Raw genomic sequence first — 18191 nt, 5'->3', positions numbered from 1 at the left:
GGCCAAGTCTCACGAAATATAAAAACACCCCGCAACCTGGACGGTGACGGGGTAGTTTTCTGTACGGGGCGAGTCAGAGCGTGGCTTGGCGTACCTGTTTTTCCAGTTCGATCTTGAGGCCCGGCTCCAGCTTGAGTTGGCGGGCCAATTCGTCGAGGTAGGACTTCTCCATGAAGTTCTCCTCGTCCACCAGCATGACGCTGGCGATGTACATTTCGGCGGCCATCTCCGGGGTGCTGGCAGCCCGGGCGACATCGGTGGGATCCAGGGGCTTGTTGAGTTCGGCATGCAGCCAGCGTTGCAGTTCCTGGTCGTTGTCCAGCTTGACGAATTCGCCTTCGATCAACGCACGCTCGCGCTCGTCCACATGGCCGTCGGCCTTGGCAGCGGCCACCAGGGCCTTGAGGATGGCCTGGCTATGCAGTTCGACCTGGGCCGGTGGCAGGCGATCGAGGGTCTGCGGTTCGCCTTTGGGCGCGCCGGCCTGTTGTGCCTGCCAGTTGCCGTAGGCCTTGTAGGCAATCACGCCTAATGCGGCAAGACCACCATAGGTGAGGGCTTTGCCACCAAAGTTGCGGGCCTTTTTGTTGCCCAATAGCAGGCCCATGGCCCCGGCGGCCAATGCCCCGCCACCTGCGCCACCGAGCAGGCTGCCGAGCCCGCCACCGCCGAGCAGGCCGCCCAAGGCACCTTTGTCATCGCCTTTGCGTTGACCGCCAGTTTTGTTTTGCAGCATGTCCTGGCCGGACTTGAGCAACTGATCAAGCAATCCACGGGTATTCATTCATAGCCTCCAGAGACTTGGGTTCATAGGGTTGATAGGCCTTCAGCGTAAAACTAAGTGCCAATAATCCTGGATATAGAGTGCTTCCAGATGTAACTCAACTGCGATGGTTTTGGGTCGGTGTACATATCCATTGCTGCGGTCACGGCGGCTATTGGTTCCGCTCTTACAGCGGGTCACTTTTGGAAAAGAGCCCGGAGTGCCGGCCCAGCCAAAAGTAACCAAAAGGGCTCTTGCCCCACCACTCGGCACCTCGCCCAGGCTCGGTGTGCCCGTCATCCGACATTAATTTGGGGGGCCGCCGCGATGGGCCATCCATGGCCCAGCGCGGCTAAACCGGCGTCCTGCCGGTTTACCCCCCAAATCAATATCGGATGACGGCCAGCGTGGTTTAACGGGGCGCCTCAGATCAAAATCAAAAGCAAAGCGAGGCGGCCTGACAGCCGACCTGATCGTCGAGATGTACGCATATACCTGTGGGAGCTGGCCTTGCTGTTGCTCTGCTTTTGATCTGGCTTTTGATCTTAGGCGCCCCGTTAAACCACGATGGCCGCAGGCAGGTATTGCGCAGTGGGCACCCCGGCATGGATGCCGGGGTAGCCGCGACACGGCCATGGATGGCCGATCGCGGCGGGCCCACGGAGCAATGCCTGACTGCGGGCATGCCGAGCCTAGGCGAGGCACCGAGTGGTGGGGCAGGAGCCCTTTTGGTTACTTTTGGCTGGGCCGGCACTCCGGGCTCTTTTCCAAAAGTGACCCGCTGTAAGAGCGGAACCAATAGCCGCCGTGACCGCAGCAATGGATATACACACCGACCCAAAGCCATCCCCAGCAAATCCCCCCTGCTGACACGTCTTGTTTCATATGCAACGCCATCATCCCGCTATCAATCAATTTTCCTTCCCCACCGAACCCCTTAAGCTATTCAGCATCTGTTTAATGTCCGTTGCGTTTGGCCGAAGGCATGTCCGAACCGTAATTTCTGATCCAGCACGCGCCAGGAACGGCACGGGATTGCTCACCACAGGTTGTATTTATGCACCGCAGGAATTTGCTCAAAGCGTCCATGGCCATCGCGGCCTACACCGGGCTGTCAGCCAGTGGTCTGCTGGCCGCCCAGGCCTGGGCCGGGAATCGTGCAGCCGATGGCGACGCCAAGGCGTTCGACTTCGACTGGCTCAAGCTGCAGGCCAAGCAACTGGCTGGTAAGCAGTATCAGGACACCCGCCAGGTGCTGCCGCCGACCCTGGCGACCATGACCCCGCAGAATTTCAATGCCATCGGCTACGACGGTAATCATTCGCTGTGGAAAGACCTCAAAGGCCAGCTGGACGTGCAGTTTTTCCACGTCGGCATGGGTTTCAAGACCCCGGTGCGCATGCACAGTGTCGACCCCAAGACCCGCCAGGCGCGGGAGGTGCATTTCCGTCCGTCGCTGTTCAATTATGAAAAAACCACGGTCGATACCAAGCAGCTCAAGGGCGACTTGGGTTTTTCCGGCTTCAAGCTGTTCAAGGCCCCGGAACTGGACCGCCACGACGTGGTGTCTTTCCTTGGCGCCAGCTATTTCCGTGCGGTGGATAACACCGGCCAGTACGGTCTTTCGGCACGCGGCCTGGCCATCGACACCTACGCCAATAAACGCGAAGAGTTCCCCGATTTCACCCAGTTCTGGTTCGAGACGCCGGACAAGGACAGCACCCGTTTCGTGGTCTACGCCCTGCTCGACTCGCCGAGCGCCACCGGTGCCTATCGTTTTGATATCGACTGCCAGGCCACCCAGGTGGTGATGGCCATCGACGCCCATATCAATGCGCGCACGGCAATCCAGCAGATGGGCATCGCGCCGATGACCAGCATGTTCAGTTGCGGCACCCATGAGCGGCGCATGTGCGACACCATCCACCCGCAGATCCACGACTCCGATCGCCTGGCGATGTGGCGCGGCAACGGCGAGTGGATCTGCCGCCCGCTGAACAACCCAGCCACTCTGCAGTTCAATGCCTTCGCCGATAAAGACCCGAAAGGTTTCGGCCTGGTGCAGACCGACCATGAGTTCGCCAGTTACCAGGACACCGTCGACTGGTACAGCAAGCGCCCAAGCCTGTGGGTGGAGCCGACCACCGCGTGGGGCGAAGGCTCTGTCGATCTGCTGGAAATTCCTACGACCGGCGAGACCATGGACAACATCGTCGCCTTCTGGACCCCGAAAAAACCGGTGGCCGCCGGCGACTCCCTGACCTTTGGCTACAAGCTCTACTGGAGCGCCCTGCCCCCGGTCAGCACACCGTTGGCACAAGTCAACGCCACCCGCTCCGGCATGGGCGGCTTCACCGAAGGCTGGGCGCCGGGTGAGCATTACCCACCGGTCTGGGCCCGCCGTTTTGCCGTGGACTTCAAGGGCGGTGGCCTCGACCGCCTGCCCGCAGGCACCGGGATCGAGCCTGTGGTCACCTGCTCCCATGGCGAAGTGAAAGACTTCAGCGTGCTGGTGCTCGACGACATCAAGGGCTACCGCATTCTCTTCGACTGGTACCCGACCAGCGACAGCGTTGCGCCGGTGGAGATGCGCCTGTTCATCCGCACCAATGACCGGACCTTGAGTGAAACCTGGTTGTACCAGTACTTCCCGCCCGCACCGGACAAGCGCAAGTACAGCTGATGCCCAACGTTCCCACGCTCATTGCGGCGTGGGAACGCCCCCACCCGGTTCAAAAACGCGAAATACTCCTCATCGCACCAATCAAATAACGCATTGCAATTTGATCGTTTTCGGTCAAGGCACGGTACTGCTCTAGCAACTGCGCCTCGTCCGAGCTCAACCGGCGGCCATGCAACGACAGCTTGCGGCTGAAAAAAAGCACCAGAACCCCTGCGACACCAATGGACTTGACCATGGACTGTTTCTCCGTGTGATAAACAACAACTCCCGATGCCCATAACCCTGTCCGCGAAGTGCAATGCCTCAGCGCGTAAACAGACTGACTTCCTGGGCCAGAAGCCGTCTTACTTCAAGCGTAGAAACTATCCTGGCGCTTGTGAGATTTTTTTAGAGTATTCACTTAAATAATGATCTCGAAGCAAAAAGCTTGCAGGTAATTCTTACGCCTTATAAATTGAGTGACCACTCAATTAATGAATGAGGCAGGCATGCGCACCCCTGACCCCCAGCAACGCGAAAGCAAACGCATGGCCCTGCTGGATGCCGCGTCCCAGTGTTTTGCCGAGGCCGGTTTTGTCGCCACGCGCACCGCTGATATCTGTGCCCGGGCCGGTATGAGCGCGGGCAATTTGTTCCACTATTTCGCCAGCAAGCACGAGGTGCTGCTGGCGCTGGTGGCCCGTGAAGGCGCACAGATCCAACAGGCCATGGCGCCGTTGGCCAAGGCGGCTAATCCGATGGCGCAGTTACTGGCTTTCCTCGATCAGGTCTGCCAATTGGCCTGCGACCGCCACTACGCCGGCCTGGCGCTGGAGATCTCGGCCCTGGGCCATCGTGACGAAGCCGTGGCGCGCCTGGTGAAGGCCAATGACCGCACCTTGCGTGACGGCCTGGAAGCCCTGGTACGGGCGGCTGACCAGGCCGGGCAATTGCACACCGCGCTGAGCGTGCCCGAAGCAGCCAACTGGCTGGCGGCCTTGATCGATGGCATGTTCGCCCGGGTGGCGGCCGACCCGGACTTTCACCCCGAGCAGCAGACCACGGTCCTGCGGGGCCTGGTGGTTCACCTACTGCAGGGGCGTTGAGCATGCCAGCCACGGCCAACGCGCGCTTGGTCCAGGTCGATGCGCTGCGCGGGTTTGCCTTGTTCGGCATTCTCAGCGTCAATATCTGGGCCTTTGCCGATCCCTACTACGCTTCGACCTCCAGCAACCCGACCTACGCCAGCGTGCTCGATCACGGGGTGCGGCTGCTGGTGGCGTGGTTGTTCGAGACCAAGTTCTACCTGCTGTTTTCCTTTCTGTTTGGCTACAGCTTCACCCTGCAAATGGCCGCCGCCGAACGTGCCGAAGCAGCATTCGTCCCACGCATGCTGCGCCGGCAACTGGCCCTGTTGATACTCGGCCTGGCCCATGGCGCGCTGTTGTATTACGGCGAGATTCTCTCGACTTATGCCCTGTTGGGCCTGGTGCTGCTGGCCGCCCGCAACCTGTCAGCGGCCCGCGCCCGGCGGTGGGCTATCGGTCTGGTGGTGGTCGCTTGTTCATTGTGGATGGTGCTGGGTGTCTTACAGGGCCTGGAAGGGCAATGGATCGGCACTGGCCATGGCGAGGCCCAGGCAAAACTCGCGGCATTTTCCGCCGGAGCCCTGCAGACCGTGCAATTTCACAGCCGGGAAGTATGGGCCACGGTGCCTGCGTTATGGCTATTGCAAGGGCCCAGCGCCCTGGCGATGTTCCTGTTCGGTTACGCCGCCGGGCGCCAGCAGTGGCTGGCCTCTTCACAGGCCTGGGCACCCCGTACCCGGCGTCTGCTGCTAATGACCGCCCCACTGGGCCTGCTCGGTGCGCTGGTCTACGCCCTGACCGCCGCTTACAGACCAGGCGGCGGCCTGGAAACCTTTGCCTTCGGCCTCGGCCAACTGACAGCACCGCTGCTGACTGCCACCTATTGCCTAGGGATGCTGGCGCTGTTCAACACCGCCACTGGCGCAAGGCTGTGTGCGTGCCTGGCGCCGCTGGGCAAGATGGCCTTGAGCAATTACCTCATGCAATCCATGGTCCTCGGGCTGTTATTCACCGGCTACGGTGCGGGCTGGGTCAATCAGGTCGAGCCCTGGTTGCTGCTCCCCATGGCGGCCGCGATTTTTATCCTGCAAATGGGGTTGAGCGCGCACTGGCTACGCCGCCATCCCTATGGGCCATTCGAGTGGTTGTTGCGGGCCGCGACGTTGCTGGCCTGGCCACAGTGGCGACGTGAGGCCCGCTGACCCGGCGGGCCAGCGGCTGGAGGGGTTACTTGTTGCGCAAATCCGACTCATGGATCGGCTGGTCGCGGTGGGTAGCCCGCTGGTACTGCGCCGGCCAGGTCGCCTTGCGGCCGCCCAGGTCGTCATCGGCGTGCAGCGGCCAGTACGGATCACGCAGCAGTTCCCGGGCCAGGAAGATGATATCGGCCTGGCAGGTGCGCAGAATATGCTCGGCCTGGGCCGGTTCGGTAATCATCCCGACCGTGCCGGTGGCCATGCCGGATTCCTTGCGCACGCGCTCGGCAAAGCGCGTTTGATAACCGGGGCCGATGGGGATTTCGGCATTGGCGGCGGTGCCACCGGAGGACACGTCGATCAGGTCCACGCCCAGGTCTTTCAGGCGGCGCGCCAGTTCCACGGTTTCGTCGGGGTTCCAGCCGTCTTCCACCCAGTCGGTGGCCGAGACGCGTACAAACAGCGGCAGCTCTTGCGGCCACACATCGCGCACCGCCTGGGTGACTTGCAGCACCAGGCGGATGCGGTTTTCAAAGGAACCGCCATATTGATCCTGGCGCTGATTGCTCAGAGGCGAAAGAAATTGATGCAGCAGATAACCATGGGCCGCATGGATTTCCACCACTTCGAAACCGGCGGTCAGGGCACGCTTGGCGGCCGCCACAAAGTCGCTGATCACCTGCTGGATTTGCCCCTCATCGAGCTGCCGGGGGGCGGTGTGCTGAGGGTCGAAGGCTATCGGCGAAGGGCCAACAGGCACCCAGCCACCGTCTTCGGGCTTGACGCTGCCATGCTTGCCGATCCACGGCCGATGGGTGCTGGCCTTGCGCCCGGCGTGGGCCAGTTGAATACCCGCCACCGCGCCCTGGGCGCTGATAAAGCGTGTGATGCGCTGCAGCGGCTCAATCTGGGCATCGTTCCACAGGCCCAGGTCCTGGGCGGTGATGCGGCCATCGGCAGTAACGGCGGTGGCTTCGCTGAAAATCAGCCCGGCGCCGCCAACGGCGCGGCTGCCCAGGTGCACCAGGTGCCAGTCGTTGGCCAGCCCATCGACGGCGGAGTACTGGCACATCGGCGATACGGCAATGCGGTTGAGCAGGGTCAATTGGCGCAGGGTATAGGGTTCAAGCAACAGACTCATGGGGCACCTCTTCTCGTATCCGGTGGGCATTGGCTCCAGGGTTCTGTCTGACCGGTACGCGTGACGAGAAGATGAAAGGCCCGTCCCCTTCGGGCTAAAAAACAGACAAGGTCACAAGACCAATCACACAGTGCTTAGAGACTAGTCGACAACCGGGGATTGCACAGGGTTCAGCGCGGTTCGATGTGGGCAATCATCAATTGCACGGTTTCCTGGCCGCGGAACTCATTGACGTCGAGCTTGTAGGCCAACTCCACCCAGCGAATGGTCGGGTTCGGCCACACCTCGCGGTCGATGCCAAAGGCAATGCCATCGAGCTTCACCGCGCCGCACTCACTCTTGAGCACTACCTTGAGGTGCCGCTCGCCCACCACCCGCTGCTCCACCAGTTGAAACACCCCATGAAACAACGGCTCGGGAAAGTGCTGGCCCCAGGGCCCGGCGTTGCGCAGGGCACGGGCCAGTTCCAGGTGGAACTCTTCCACCGCCAGGGTGCCATCGGACAACAGGCGCCCCGTCAGGTCTTCTTCACGCAGTTGCCGGCGCACTTCGGCGTCGAAGGCTTCGGCGAACAACGGGAAGTTGGCTTCAGGCAAGGTCAGGCCCGCCGCCATGGCGTGGCCGCCGTACTTGGCGATCAGGTTCGGGTGCTGGCTGGCCACCACTGCCAGGGCATCACGGATATGAAAGCCCGGCACCGAACGCCCGGAGCCCTTGAGCAGGCCATCACCGGCATCGGCAAAGGCAATGGTCGGGCGGAAATAGCGCTCTTTCATACGCGAGGCGAGAATCCCGATCACACCCTGGTGCCATTCCGGGTCGAACAGGCACAGACCAAATGGCATCGACTCCACCGGCAAGTCCTTGAGCTGGGCCAGGGCCTCGCGCTGCATGCCCTGCTCGATGGCTTTGCGGTCCTGGTTCATGCCGTCCAACTGCGCGGCCATTTCCCGGGCCAGGGCGAAGTCGCTGGTGAGCAGGCATTCGATGCCCAGGCTCATGTCATCCAGGCGCCCGGCCGCATTCAGCCGTGGGCCGAGGATAAAACCCAGGTCGGTTGAGGTGATACGTGCGTGGTCGCGCTTGGCCACTTCCAGGATCGCCTTGATCCCCGGCCGCGCACGCCCGGCGCGGATCCGCTCCAGGCCTTGATGGACCAGGATGCGGTTGTTGGCATCCAGCGGCACCACGTCGGCCACGCTGCCCAGGGCCACCAGGTCGAGCAACTCGCCGATATTGGGCTGCGGCTGCTTGTCGTACCAGCCCAGGCTGCGCAGGCGCGCGCGCAGGGCCATCAGCACGTAGAAAATCACCCCGACGCCCGCCAGGGCCTTGCTGGGGAACCCGCAACCGGGCTGGTTCGGGTTGACGATGGCATCGGCTGCCGGCAGTTCATCGCCGGGCAAGTGGTGGTCGGTGACCAGCACCTTGAGACCCGCCGCCTTCGCCGCCGCCACACCCTCGACACTGGAGATGCCGTTGTCCACGGTAATCAGCAAGTGCGGCTCGCGCTGCAAGGCCACGGCGACGATTTCCGGGGTCAGGCCGTAGCCGTATTCGAAGCGGTTGGGCACCAGGTAATCCACATGGGCCGCCCCGAGCAGGCGCAGGCCGAGGGTGCCCACGGTGCTGGCGGTGGCGCCATCGGCGTCGAAGTCGCCGACGATCAGGATGCGCTGGCGCTGCTCCAGGGCCGTCACCAGCAAATCCACGGCAGCCTCAATCCCTTTGAGCTGCTGATAGGGAATCAGCCGCGCCAGGCTTTTATCCAGCTCATCCTGCGAGGTCACGCCACGGGCGGCGTAGAGACGGGTCAGCAACGGTGGCAATTCACCGAGGAACGGCAGGACAGCGGGCAATGGGCGGGGATCGATGCGCATGGGGTGATGGGGGCTTCTGTGCAATACAACGGTTAAAAAACACTATGAGTAACGACAAACATCAAATGTGGGAGCGGGCTTGTGTGGGAGCGGGCTTGCTCGCGAAAGCAGTGGGTCAGTCAACATCAATGCTTGCTGGGCCGACGTCTTCGCGAGCAAGCCCGCTCCCACATGTGATCTTCGCTGCTTTGAAGATTGCCTTCGCTTAACTGGGCAAGCCAGCTCCCACACAAACCCGTCCTGACAGGATCAGCCGCGTTCGCCGACCAGCCACTGCAGTTGCACTTCGTGCTGGCCGCGGTCATCGGTGACGAAAATCGTGCCTTCGCTGATCATCACATCCCACTTGATCACCCGGGGCATGTCCTTGGCCAGGGTTTCCAGAATTTCCTGGGGCACGGCGGCGATATGCACGTTTTTCAGGTTGTTGGCCACCGGCACCACCTTGCCTTCCCACACCCGCAGGCTGCCGTAGGCCAGCAAGCTGGTACGTTCGGTACGGCGCGAACACCAGGTCAGGCGGTCGGCATCGGGCTGGCCGACTTCGATCCAGTGCAAAACCCGATCATCCAGGCTTTTTTCCCACAGGGCTGGTTCGTCTACATCTGACAGTCCGCGACCAAACGACAACTGCTCGTTGTACCAAAGGGCGTAGGCCAGCAAACGCACGGTCATGCGTTCTTCGGTTTCCGAGGGGTGACGGGCGATGGTTTGCTTGACGCTCTCGTACACCGAACGATCGAGGTCGGTCAGGTTGAGTTCAAACTTGTAGGTCGTGGACGGCTGGGCCATGAACGGACTTCTAGAGACAGGGAAAGGCGGCCAGTCTAACCGATGGCGGGGTCATTCAACGAATCCTGCGCTGCATCATCCTTATCCCTGCAGCACTCGCCTATGTTAAAAGGCAATACATACCTTCCTGCGTTAGTAAGGATCCTCATGTCGTTTACCGCCAAACCGCTCGCCGGCCTGAAAGTCATCGAACTGGGCACCCTGATCGCCGGTCCGTTCGCCTCGCGCATCTGCGCCGAGTTCGGTGCCCAAGTGATCAAGGTCGAATCCCCCGACGGCGGCGACCCGCTGCGCAAATGGCGCAAGCTGTATGAAGGCACGTCGCTGTGGTGGTTTGTCCAGGCACGCAATAAACAGTCCCTGACCCTCAACCTCAAGCATCCCGAGGGGCTGGCGATCCTCAAGCAGTTGCTGGCAGACGCCGACATCCTGATCGAGAATTTCCGCCCCGGCGTCCTGGAAAAACTCGGCCTGAGCTGGGACACCCTGCACGCCCTCAACCCCAAGCTGGTAATGGTACGGCTCTCGGGCTTTGGCCAGACCGGGCCGATGAAGGATCAACCGGGCTTCGGCGCGGTCGGTGAATCCATGGGTGGCCTGCGCTACATCACCGGCTTCGAAGACCGCCCGCCGGTGCGCACCGGGATTTCCATCGGCGACTCCATCGCCGCGCTGTGGGCGGTGATTGGCGCGCTCATGGCCCTGCGCCATCGCGAGGTCAACGGCGGCCTCGGTCAAGTGGTGGATGTGGCGCTGTATGAAGCGATCTTCGCGATGATGGAAAGCATGATCCCCGAGTTCGATGTGTTCGGGTTTATCCGCGAGCGCACCGGCAACATCATGCCGGGCATTACCCCGTCATCAATCCATACCACCGCCGATGGCAAGCATGTGCAGATTGGCGCCAATGGCGATGCAATCTTCAAGCGCTTCATGCTGACCATTGGCCGTGAAGACCTGGCCAATGACCCACAACTGGCCAGCAATGATGGCCGCGATAGCCGGCGCGACGAGCTGTACGGCGTAATCGACCGCTGGGTCAACAGCTTGCCACTGGCCCAGGTGGTGGCGCAGTTGAACCAGGCCGAAGTGCCTGCCAGCCGGATTTACAGCGCCGAAGATATGCTGGGCGACCCGCAATACCTCGCCCGGGAAATGTTCCTCAAGGCCCAGTTGCCCGACGGCAAGGATTTCAAGATGCCCGGCATCGTGCCCAAGCTCTCGGACACCCCAGGCAGTTGCGAGTGGGTCGGGCCAGAGCTGGGCGAACACAATGCCGTGGTTCTGCAATCCCTGGGCTACGACAGCGACGCCGTGGCCCGTTTGCGCAAGGATGGCGCGATCTGATGCCCCGTGGAGCACTCTCAAGATAATGGCCGGCCGTTTTATCAGGGCGTTGCGGCGCCTATGGCTCATCGCCCCGCTGCTGGGGATGCTGCCGCTCTCGAGCCAGGCACAGGACACCCTGACCTGGCTGGTGCGTGACCTGCCACCGATGACCATTTTCGATGGCCCGCAAAAGGGCCAGGGCAGCGTCGATAAACTGCTGCCGCTGTTGATCGAGCGCCTGCCGCAGTATCGCCACCAGATCCTGCACGTCAATCGCGCCCGAGGCCTGCAAATGCTCAACACGCCCTCCTTCACCTGCGATCCATCGTTGGTATGGACCCCCGTGCGGGCCAGGAACATTGTGTTTTCCGCACCGGCGTTCGCCGTACTGAGCAATGGCATTGCGATTCGCCGCAACCAGCAGGACGCCCTGGCAAGCTATGTGGTGGATGGCCAGTTCGATCTGGTGAGGTTCCTCGATGTGCAGCAGATGCGTCTTGGAATCGTCGCCGAGCGTAGCTACGGACCTGGGGTTGACGAACAGTTGAATCACGCCGATCCGCTCAAGCTGACCCCCCATTACGGTAACGATGCACTGGGCAGCTTGCTGCAGATGCAGCGCCTGGGGCGGCTGGAAGCCGTGTTGGGCTACTGGACGGAAATCCGATACCAGGCAGCGCAACAGGGTATTGATCCGCAAGACCTGGTGTTCTATCCGATCAAGGGCACGGCGCGCTATCAGCGGATTCATATCGGTTGCTCGGACACCCCGATGGGGCGCGAGGCCATTAGCCATATCAATCGCGAGTTGCAGAATATTCCCCAGGAGACGTTGCGCCAGACCTACGCCAACGGGCTGGACCCGCTGATGCGCGAGCGGTACCTCAAGGACAACCCGAGGTTTTTCAGCGAAACGCCGCTGCCCTGATAAATCCCGGGCAAAAAGAAACCCCGAGCAGTGGGGAGACAACTCGGGGTTAAACGTGGCCTACAAAGACCAGTACAACAAGCTACAAGCACCGGAGCACAATGCTTGATCCTGCTGTTACATGGTCTGACTGGCCTTCCTGTAGGAAGGTTCCGAAGATAAAAATTTCTTCACGCCTGGACGCTGATGCGCGTCTGGGCGGCATTGCGCAAGGCCGCGATTACCGAAGGTTCCAGGCGCCCTTCGGCGATTTTCAGGTCGCGGAGCAGGCAGTCCACCACGTCCACCAAGGCGCGTTTGTCGGTCAATTGCGCACGATCCACTTCGCGTTCGACCACGATTGCGCCCGTGGGGCTCTTCACTGTCACCAGGCTCTCGCCGTGTACACCCGAGGTAGTCAGCGTGACCTGATAAGGGCTCAGCGCTTCACCGAGCAATAGGCTGATACTTTCCATCTCGATCACCACTCAATCATGAGAAAAATAAATAACCAGTGTAGGCGCGAGCTTGCTTGCGAAAAACCTGAGAGCGCCACGTTCGTTCAGGATGCCCTACATTATCGTTGACGTTTTTCGCGAGCAAGCTCGCGCCTACAGATAAGTGACCTACGCCAAAAGCACAAAGTTCGCCTTTGAGCTGAGCTTATCGAGCATGCATGGCCAATATGACAGAGAGAAAACAGCCGCCGACAGGCTAGAATCCCCTGATTATTGCCGGAGTCCGCCGTGAGAGACGCGTCTGAACAGCCCTTGCGTATTGTCATCGCCGACGATCATCCGATTTTCCTGATCGGTTTGCGGGCAGTGCTGGAGCGCGACGAGCAGGTGCGCATCGTCGGTGAGGCCACCTCGCCCCAGGCCCTGGCCGCCCTGCTGCAACGCTGCCCCTGCGATGTACTGGTCACCGATTTCATGATGCCCGCCGAACCCCAGGCCGACGGCCTGCGCCTGATCGAACACCTGCGCCGGCATTACCCGGACCTGCCGATTGTGGTGGTGACCATGCTCAACAACGCCGGCCTGTTCCACTCGATCCTGGAACTGGGGGTCATGGGTCTGTTGAGCAAGGCCAGCCTGGCCGACGAGTTGCCCGAAGCCATCGACAAGGTGCGCCAGCAGCGGCCCTATGTGGCCCGCACCATTGAACAGGCGCTCGCCCTGGCCGGTGCAGTGGGGGCTGATCGCCTGCACTCGCAGCACCAGTTGTCACCCCGGGAACTGGAGGTGATCCGCCTGCTGGCAGGTGGCAAGACGGTGGGCGAGATTGCCGCGCACCTCAATCGCAGCAAGCAGACCGTCAGCGCGCAGAAAGTCAGTGCCATGCGCAAGCTGGGGTTGATCAGCGATGCCGCGTTGTTCATCTATGTGCAGGAACACGGGTTGGCCTAGGTTTGTGCAGCGGCCGGCTTGCCGGCTCCTACAAGGCAATCGCCGTAGATTTCGCCAGCCAGTGTTGCAGCGCCTGGGCACTCATCGGATGAGCGATCAGGCAACCCTGCAGCCAGGCCGGCCCCAGCGCGCGCACCGCGTCACGGTCGGCGGGGGTTTCAATTCCGGTCACGACCACGCCAACCCCCAGGTGCTGGGCCATGCTCATGGCCCCGGCGACCACCGCACACTTGCGTTCGTCACCCGCCATCCCGCTGGCAAACGCCGGGGGAATCTTCAGCTCGGTGAACGGCAGCTCCAGCAACCGCTGCAGGCTGGTACCGCCGATGCCGAAATCGCCAATGGACAACTTGCAACCGATCATCCGCAGGCGCAGCAAACCGGTGACATGGGCGCTGTCGGTCTTCAGGCGCGAGGTTTCCACCAGTTCCAGGGTGAGGTTGCGCGCCGGGACGGCAAAGCGCTGCAGCAGGCCTTGCAGCGTGAGCGCGAAGTGTTCCTGATCCAGCAACCGCCCGGGAATGTTGACTGACACCGGCAGTTCCAGGCCCGTGTCCCGGGTCACCTGGGCGCATAGGCGCAACACCTGGTCCAGCACGTACCAGGTAAAGGCCTGCTCCAGGCCGGCCAACTCCAGCAGCGGCAGAAACTCGCTGGGCATCAACTGGCCATGCTCCGGGTCTTGCCAGCGCGCCAACGCCTCCACGCCTTGCAGATCACCGGCCTGGCTGACGATGGGTTGGTAGCAGACACGGGCGTAACGCTCAAAGGCGGCCTCGCCGACCTCAGCGCAAAGTTTCTCGGTCGCGAATTCACTCACTCCCAGCATCTGGTGCACACGCTCCCAGGACAGCGCTTGCGGGCTCGGCCGCAAGCGTTGCCGGCAGGCATCGAGCATCTGCCCGATGGAAGTGGCGGAAGCCGGCTTGGGCATGCACCCCAATACGTTCAACCCCGCATGACGCGCCATGCTCGCCACGCCTTCCAGTACATCCGGTTCGGCGTCGCTCAACAGGACCAGGACCTGGGCCTGGCTGTGCTCAGCCATTTCGCGGATCAGCCCCAGTGAGTCGCCATGCTCCAGGTACAGATCGCAGATGGCGATATCCACCGGCCCCTTGCTCGCCAGCGACTGGCGGGCGACCTCGACGCTGTCGGCCGTAAGCACGTTGAACACGCCGTTGGCGTTGAGCATCTGGTGCAGGGCCATCAGCTGGAACGGGTGATCTTCGAGAATCAGGACTTTGAGTGAGCGCATGGAAAACTCTGGGGCTGCGTGCAGGATGGCCCACATTAGCCAAAACCCGGACGCGACCACATAGGACGCGTCCTATTCTTGCTCCAGATAAGGCTGAATCTCCTCTCGCAGTGCCAGCAATGCCTGCGACAAGGCTTGCCAGCGCACTGGCAGCTCAGCGTCGCGGTGTTCCCGCGCACTGCTTTCAAGGGCGATGCAGGCCTTGGCCAGCGGCAGCGCATCCACCAGGCAACAAATGCCCTTGAGGCGATGCAGGCTGGCCCGCACCTGCACCAGGTCGTGCTCGGCCATGGCGTTGCCCAACAGATGGTGCTCGTGCTCCAAATTGTTCGCCAACTCCTGCAACATGCTTTGCAGAATCGGCCCGTCGGCCTGGGTCATCTTGCGCAGGGCCTGCAGGTCGAAGGCCGGCACCGCCGTGACCCGGGCCAGCACCCGCGCCCACTGCTCCAGGGTCACCGGCTTGACCAGCAGCACATCCATACCCGCCTGCTGGTCGCGCTGGCTTTCGTCCTCCTGGGCCGCAGCGGTGCAGCCAATCAACGCGCAGCGCGGGCGCTGCTCCTGGGTTTCGATCTGGCGAATAGCCTCGGCCAGGGCATAACCGGACATGCCCGGCATATGACAATCAGTCACCAGCACGTCGAACGCCTCGCTGCGCCAACGCTGCAATGCGGCCTCGGCACTATTGAGGGCCACCACCTGGTGCCCGAGGAATTGCAACTGCTGGACCAGCACCAAGCGGTTGGCCGGCAGGTCGTCGACAATCAGCACCGACAGCACCCGGCCCGCAGCCAGCACCGGCGCGGCGGCCACCGGCGCCGGCAGGTCGTCACTGCCGACCCGGTCCAGGCGCAGGTCGATACACACGGTGGTGCCTTCGCCCAGGGTGCTGCGCAGGGTGATTTGCCCGCCCATCAGGTCCACCAGTTGCTGGCAGATACTCAAACCCAGCCCGGTGCCGCCATGTTCGGCGGCCGTCAGCGGGCTGCCCTGGATAAACGGCCGGAACACTCGTGCCTGCTGTTCGACGCTGATGCCGGGGCCAGTATCTTCGACGCACAGGTGCAAGTATTCGTGACCCTCACCATCCACCTGGCAGGCGACACGCATACGCACATCTCCGCTTTGCGTGAACTTCAGCGCATTGCCCAAAAGGTTATGCATGACCTGGCGCAGGCGCAGCGGGTCGAACCAGTAAAAGCCTTGGGCCTGGGGATCGAACGCCAGGGTCAGGTGCAGGCCCTTTTTCTGCGCAGTGGCTTCAAACAGGCGCTGGATACCTTCGAAGAAACCTTTCAGGTCAGTGGTCTGTGGCGCCAATTGCAGATGGCCGGCTTCGATCTTCGCCAGATCAAGGCTATCGCCCATCAGGGCAATCAACTCCCGTGCCGAGCGATGGGCCACCTGCAACGCCTCGGAAACAGGGGCGCCCGAGGCCAGGGCGCGCTCCTGTTCCAGCTCCAGCAGGCCGATAATCGCCGTCATCGGCGTACGAATCTCATGACTGAGGTTCGACACAAAGGCACTCTTGGCGTAGTTCGCTTCATCGGCAGCGCGACGCGCGTCCATCAGTTGGGTTTCCAGGACCTTGCGCTCGTTGATATCGACCCAGCCCCCGAGCAAACCCCGCAACTGGCCCTCGGCATCGTAAAACGGCACGGTCCATTGATAGACATGGGCGATACCGCCGTTGAACTCCAGTTGGCGGTCGATAAACAACGATTGCTGCGTCTCCAGTTGCTCCATGTGCCCCACATGCAGGCGCAAGGCGGTGGCGGCCGGCAAAATTCCACTCTCCGGCAGGGTCAGGCCCTGGATCAGTTCAAGCCGGGTGGCCAACTGCTGTTCATAGCTTTTGTTGCAGGTGACCAAACGGCCAGCGAGGTCACGCACAAACACCGGGTTGGGCATGCCATCGAGCAGGGCGCGCTTGAACGCCAGTTGGTCATTGAGCCGTCGCTCGGCCTCCACACGCTGGCGAATCTGACGCTTGAGCCGGCTGTTCCAGACCAGAGATACCAGCACAAACAGCAACGCCGTGGCGACCGTCCAATAGGCCCATGGCGGCACACGCTGCCAGGCGGGCACCGGGACCGCCACCGCGCCCATCCAGCGCAGGCGCAACGCGCTCAGTTCGGCTACCGGCAAGGCTTCCAGGGCCTTGTTCAAAATACTCAGCAGCTCGGGATGGTCCTTGCGCACTGCCAGGTTGTCACTGGACCACTTGCCATCGACACTGCGACCGACCCGCAACTCATCGTTCGGATAACTCTGCACCTCGACTTCACTCTGGATGGTCGCAGCCGCTTCTCCCCGGGCTACCAGAGCGCGGGCCTCGGTGTAGTTGGCCACCGAGCGCAGGCGGATCTGCGGGTATTCACGCCGGATGTCGCCTTCGAGCACATGCCGCGCCGGCAGCGCCAACACCTCGCCCGAAAGCTGGCTGAGGCTGGTCAGCGGTGGCGTATCAAGACGCTCGACAAACACCCAGCCGGCACCGCCAAAGCCGTGGCTGAAATCCAGAAACCGCCGGCGTTCGGTGCTTTCCACCAGGGTAGTGCTCATATCCGCACTGCCCTTTTCCAGGATAGCCAGGGTCTGCGCGGTGGAAAACACTTCCTCCATGACGAACTGCAAACCGGTCATGCGCGACAGGCGATTGAGCAGATCGACATTCAGCCCGACCCAGCGCCCGTCCTTGTCTTTGAACACATAGGGCGAGTATTGCTGGGACGCCACCACCACATGGGGATGCTGCAGCACCCAGGCCTGCTCGGCGGCCGACAGGGGAATACGCTCACCGACGACGTCCACCCCCAGCCCGGTGGTCCAACGGGCCAGGATCTCACGGCGCACCGAGTCATCAATGCTCTGCAACGCCCGGTCCATCATCTTGCCCAGCAAGGGATCGGCCTGGCGCGTGGCGAAGGCAAAACCAATCGGCGCCAGGCGGCTTTGCTCCTTGATCTGCATGCTCAGGTAAGGACGCAGGGACTTGTAGGCGCGCACGATCACTTCATTGCCGATAAACGCATCCACATCACCCTGCTCCAGGGCTTCGAGGCCGCTATAGAGATTGGGCGCCAGCATGATGTGGCTTTGCGGGTAGGCGGCATGCACGTTCTTGACGTTGGCGTAGCCATCGAGCAACACCACCTTCTTGTCCTGGAGTGCGTCGTTTGGCGTGGCGTCGGCACCGCGCGTCACCACCACCGAACGGTCGGGCATATAGTCCGCCGTAAAGGCCAGGCCGGGCACGTCACGTTCATAGCCGTTGGCGCTGGTGAGGATATCAATCGTCCCGGCGCGCAGGGCCTCCACGGCCTGGGCCCGCTCGGCGAAGCCCATCACCTGCATCGACACGCCGAGTCGCGCCCCCACCAGGCTCAAGTAGTCGGCACTGATGCCCTGGTAGCGATTACGATCGCGGGTGATGTCGATGGGTTGGTAGTCATCAATGGAAATCCCCACCCTCAGGGTTCGGTGTTGCGCCAGCCACTGGCGCTCGGCGGGTGCCAGGGGGATGGGCGCCAGGGTGATAAACGCCGGCACCAGATTGAACGGCAGGCTGACGGCGGCCAGGCTTGCAGGCAGGTGGCCGAGCAGCAGCGCGCTCAGTAGGCACAGGTGCCATCGGGTCGTGAACCGCACCGTAGGGGTTTCCTTGTGGGTTATTTTTGGTTCGGTGGACATATCCGTTGCAGGGGTAACGGGGCGCCCCGGATCAAAAACAGGGTGCGATACCCGCCAAGAAAAACGGCGC

Annotated in this window: 14 protein-coding genes; 6 read left to right on the top strand and 8 right to left on the bottom strand. The window is 62.0% G+C overall.

The window, feature by feature from the left end; genetic code table 11:
- Positions 1-73: 73 nt before the first annotated feature.
- The gene (locus tag HU773_RS06450) at positions 74-784 is read right to left on the bottom strand and encodes a tellurite resistance TerB family protein (RefSeq protein ID WP_057441810.1); all 711 of its coding nucleotides are present in this window, start codon (positions 782-784) and stop codon (positions 74-76) included.
- 1036 nt (positions 785-1820) lie between these two features.
- Between HU773_RS06450 and HU773_RS06445 the strand changes: the two genes are divergently transcribed.
- Positions 1821-3446 carry a glucan biosynthesis protein D gene (locus HU773_RS06445; RefSeq protein WP_057438023.1) on the top strand — a complete coding sequence of 542 codons (1626 nt, stop codon included), beginning with the start codon at positions 1821-1823 and terminating at the stop codon, positions 3444-3446.
- Positions 3447-3495: 49 nt separating this feature from the next.
- Here HU773_RS06445 and HU773_RS06440 read toward each other — a convergent pair whose 3' ends face one another.
- Positions 3496-3681, bottom strand: coding sequence for a hypothetical protein (locus HU773_RS06440; protein WP_057959557.1), 186 nt, complete (start codon positions 3679-3681; stop codon positions 3496-3498).
- 253 nt (positions 3682-3934) lie between these two features.
- Here HU773_RS06440 and HU773_RS06435 point away from each other — a divergent pair, with 253 nt between their 5' ends.
- Together HU773_RS06435 and HU773_RS06430 are read left to right on the top strand one after the other, a co-directional pair.
- On the top strand, positions 3935-4531 hold the full coding sequence (locus HU773_RS06435; protein WP_186626217.1) for a TetR/AcrR family transcriptional regulator: 597 nt from the start codon (positions 3935-3937) through the stop codon (positions 4529-4531).
- A gap of 2 nt (positions 4532-4533) precedes the next feature.
- A complete protein-coding gene (locus tag HU773_RS06430; RefSeq protein WP_186626218.1) occupies positions 4534-5715 on the top strand; it encodes a DUF418 domain-containing protein in 1182 nt (393 codons plus the stop codon).
- Positions 5716-5740: 25 nt separating this feature from the next.
- Here HU773_RS06430 and HU773_RS06425 read toward each other — a convergent pair whose 3' ends face one another.
- The 3 genes from HU773_RS06425 to HU773_RS06415 form a co-directional block, all read right to left on the bottom strand.
- Positions 5741-6850, bottom strand: coding sequence for an NADH:flavin oxidoreductase/NADH oxidase (locus tag HU773_RS06425; RefSeq protein WP_186626219.1), 1110 nt, complete (start codon positions 6848-6850; stop codon positions 5741-5743).
- Between the two features lie 170 nt (positions 6851-7020).
- Positions 7021-8730, bottom strand: coding sequence for a single-stranded-DNA-specific exonuclease RecJ (gene recJ, locus HU773_RS06420; protein ID WP_057959553.1), 1710 nt, complete (start codon positions 8728-8730; stop codon positions 7021-7023).
- 249 nt (positions 8731-8979) lie between these two features.
- Positions 8980-9522: a YaeQ family protein gene (locus tag HU773_RS06415; RefSeq protein ID WP_057438005.1), complete on the bottom strand. Its 543-nt coding sequence runs from the start codon at positions 9520-9522 to the stop codon at positions 8980-8982.
- A gap of 147 nt (positions 9523-9669) precedes the next feature.
- Between HU773_RS06415 and HU773_RS06410 the strand changes: the two genes are divergently transcribed.
- Positions 9670-10869 (top strand): CaiB/BaiF CoA transferase family protein, encoded by a 1200-nt coding sequence (locus HU773_RS06410; protein WP_186626220.1) that lies wholly within the window; start codon positions 9670-9672, stop codon positions 10867-10869.
- Positions 10870-10894: 25 nt separating this feature from the next.
- A complete protein-coding gene (locus HU773_RS06405) occupies positions 10895-11779 on the top strand; it encodes a TIGR02285 family protein (protein WP_057959552.1) in 885 nt (294 codons plus the stop codon).
- A 170-nt stretch (positions 11780-11949) separates the two neighbouring features.
- On the opposite strand, the gene HU773_RS06400 is transcribed toward HU773_RS06405, so the two are convergent.
- Positions 11950-12234 carry a DUF3509 domain-containing protein gene (locus HU773_RS06400; protein ID WP_057438042.1) on the bottom strand — a complete coding sequence of 95 codons (285 nt, stop codon included), beginning with the start codon at positions 12232-12234 and terminating at the stop codon, positions 11950-11952.
- A gap of 270 nt (positions 12235-12504) precedes the next feature.
- Between HU773_RS06400 and HU773_RS06395 the strand changes: the two genes are divergently transcribed.
- Positions 12505-13167 (top strand): response regulator, encoded by a 663-nt coding sequence (locus HU773_RS06395; RefSeq protein WP_057959551.1) that lies wholly within the window; start codon positions 12505-12507, stop codon positions 13165-13167.
- 28 nt (positions 13168-13195) lie between these two features.
- Here HU773_RS06395 and HU773_RS06390 read toward each other — a convergent pair whose 3' ends face one another.
- Together HU773_RS06390 and HU773_RS06385 are read right to left on the bottom strand one after the other, a co-directional pair.
- A complete protein-coding gene (locus HU773_RS06390) occupies positions 13196-14425 on the bottom strand; it encodes an EAL domain-containing response regulator (RefSeq protein WP_128593887.1) in 1230 nt (409 codons plus the stop codon).
- A 72-nt stretch (positions 14426-14497) separates the two neighbouring features.
- Complete coding sequence (locus HU773_RS06385; RefSeq protein WP_169990603.1) at positions 14498-18121, bottom strand: ATP-binding protein; 3624 nt, start codon at positions 18119-18121, stop codon at positions 14498-14500.
- Positions 18122-18191 lie beyond the last annotated feature (70 nt).

The sequence above is a fragment of the Pseudomonas shahriarae genome, from assembly GCF_014268455.2.
GTDB classification, from domain to species: Bacteria; Pseudomonadota; Gammaproteobacteria; order Pseudomonadales; family Pseudomonadaceae; genus Aquipseudomonas; species Aquipseudomonas shahriarae.
The sequence above is the reverse complement of the archived record's forward strand: the minus strand, read 5'-3'. Positions and strand labels throughout refer to the sequence as shown.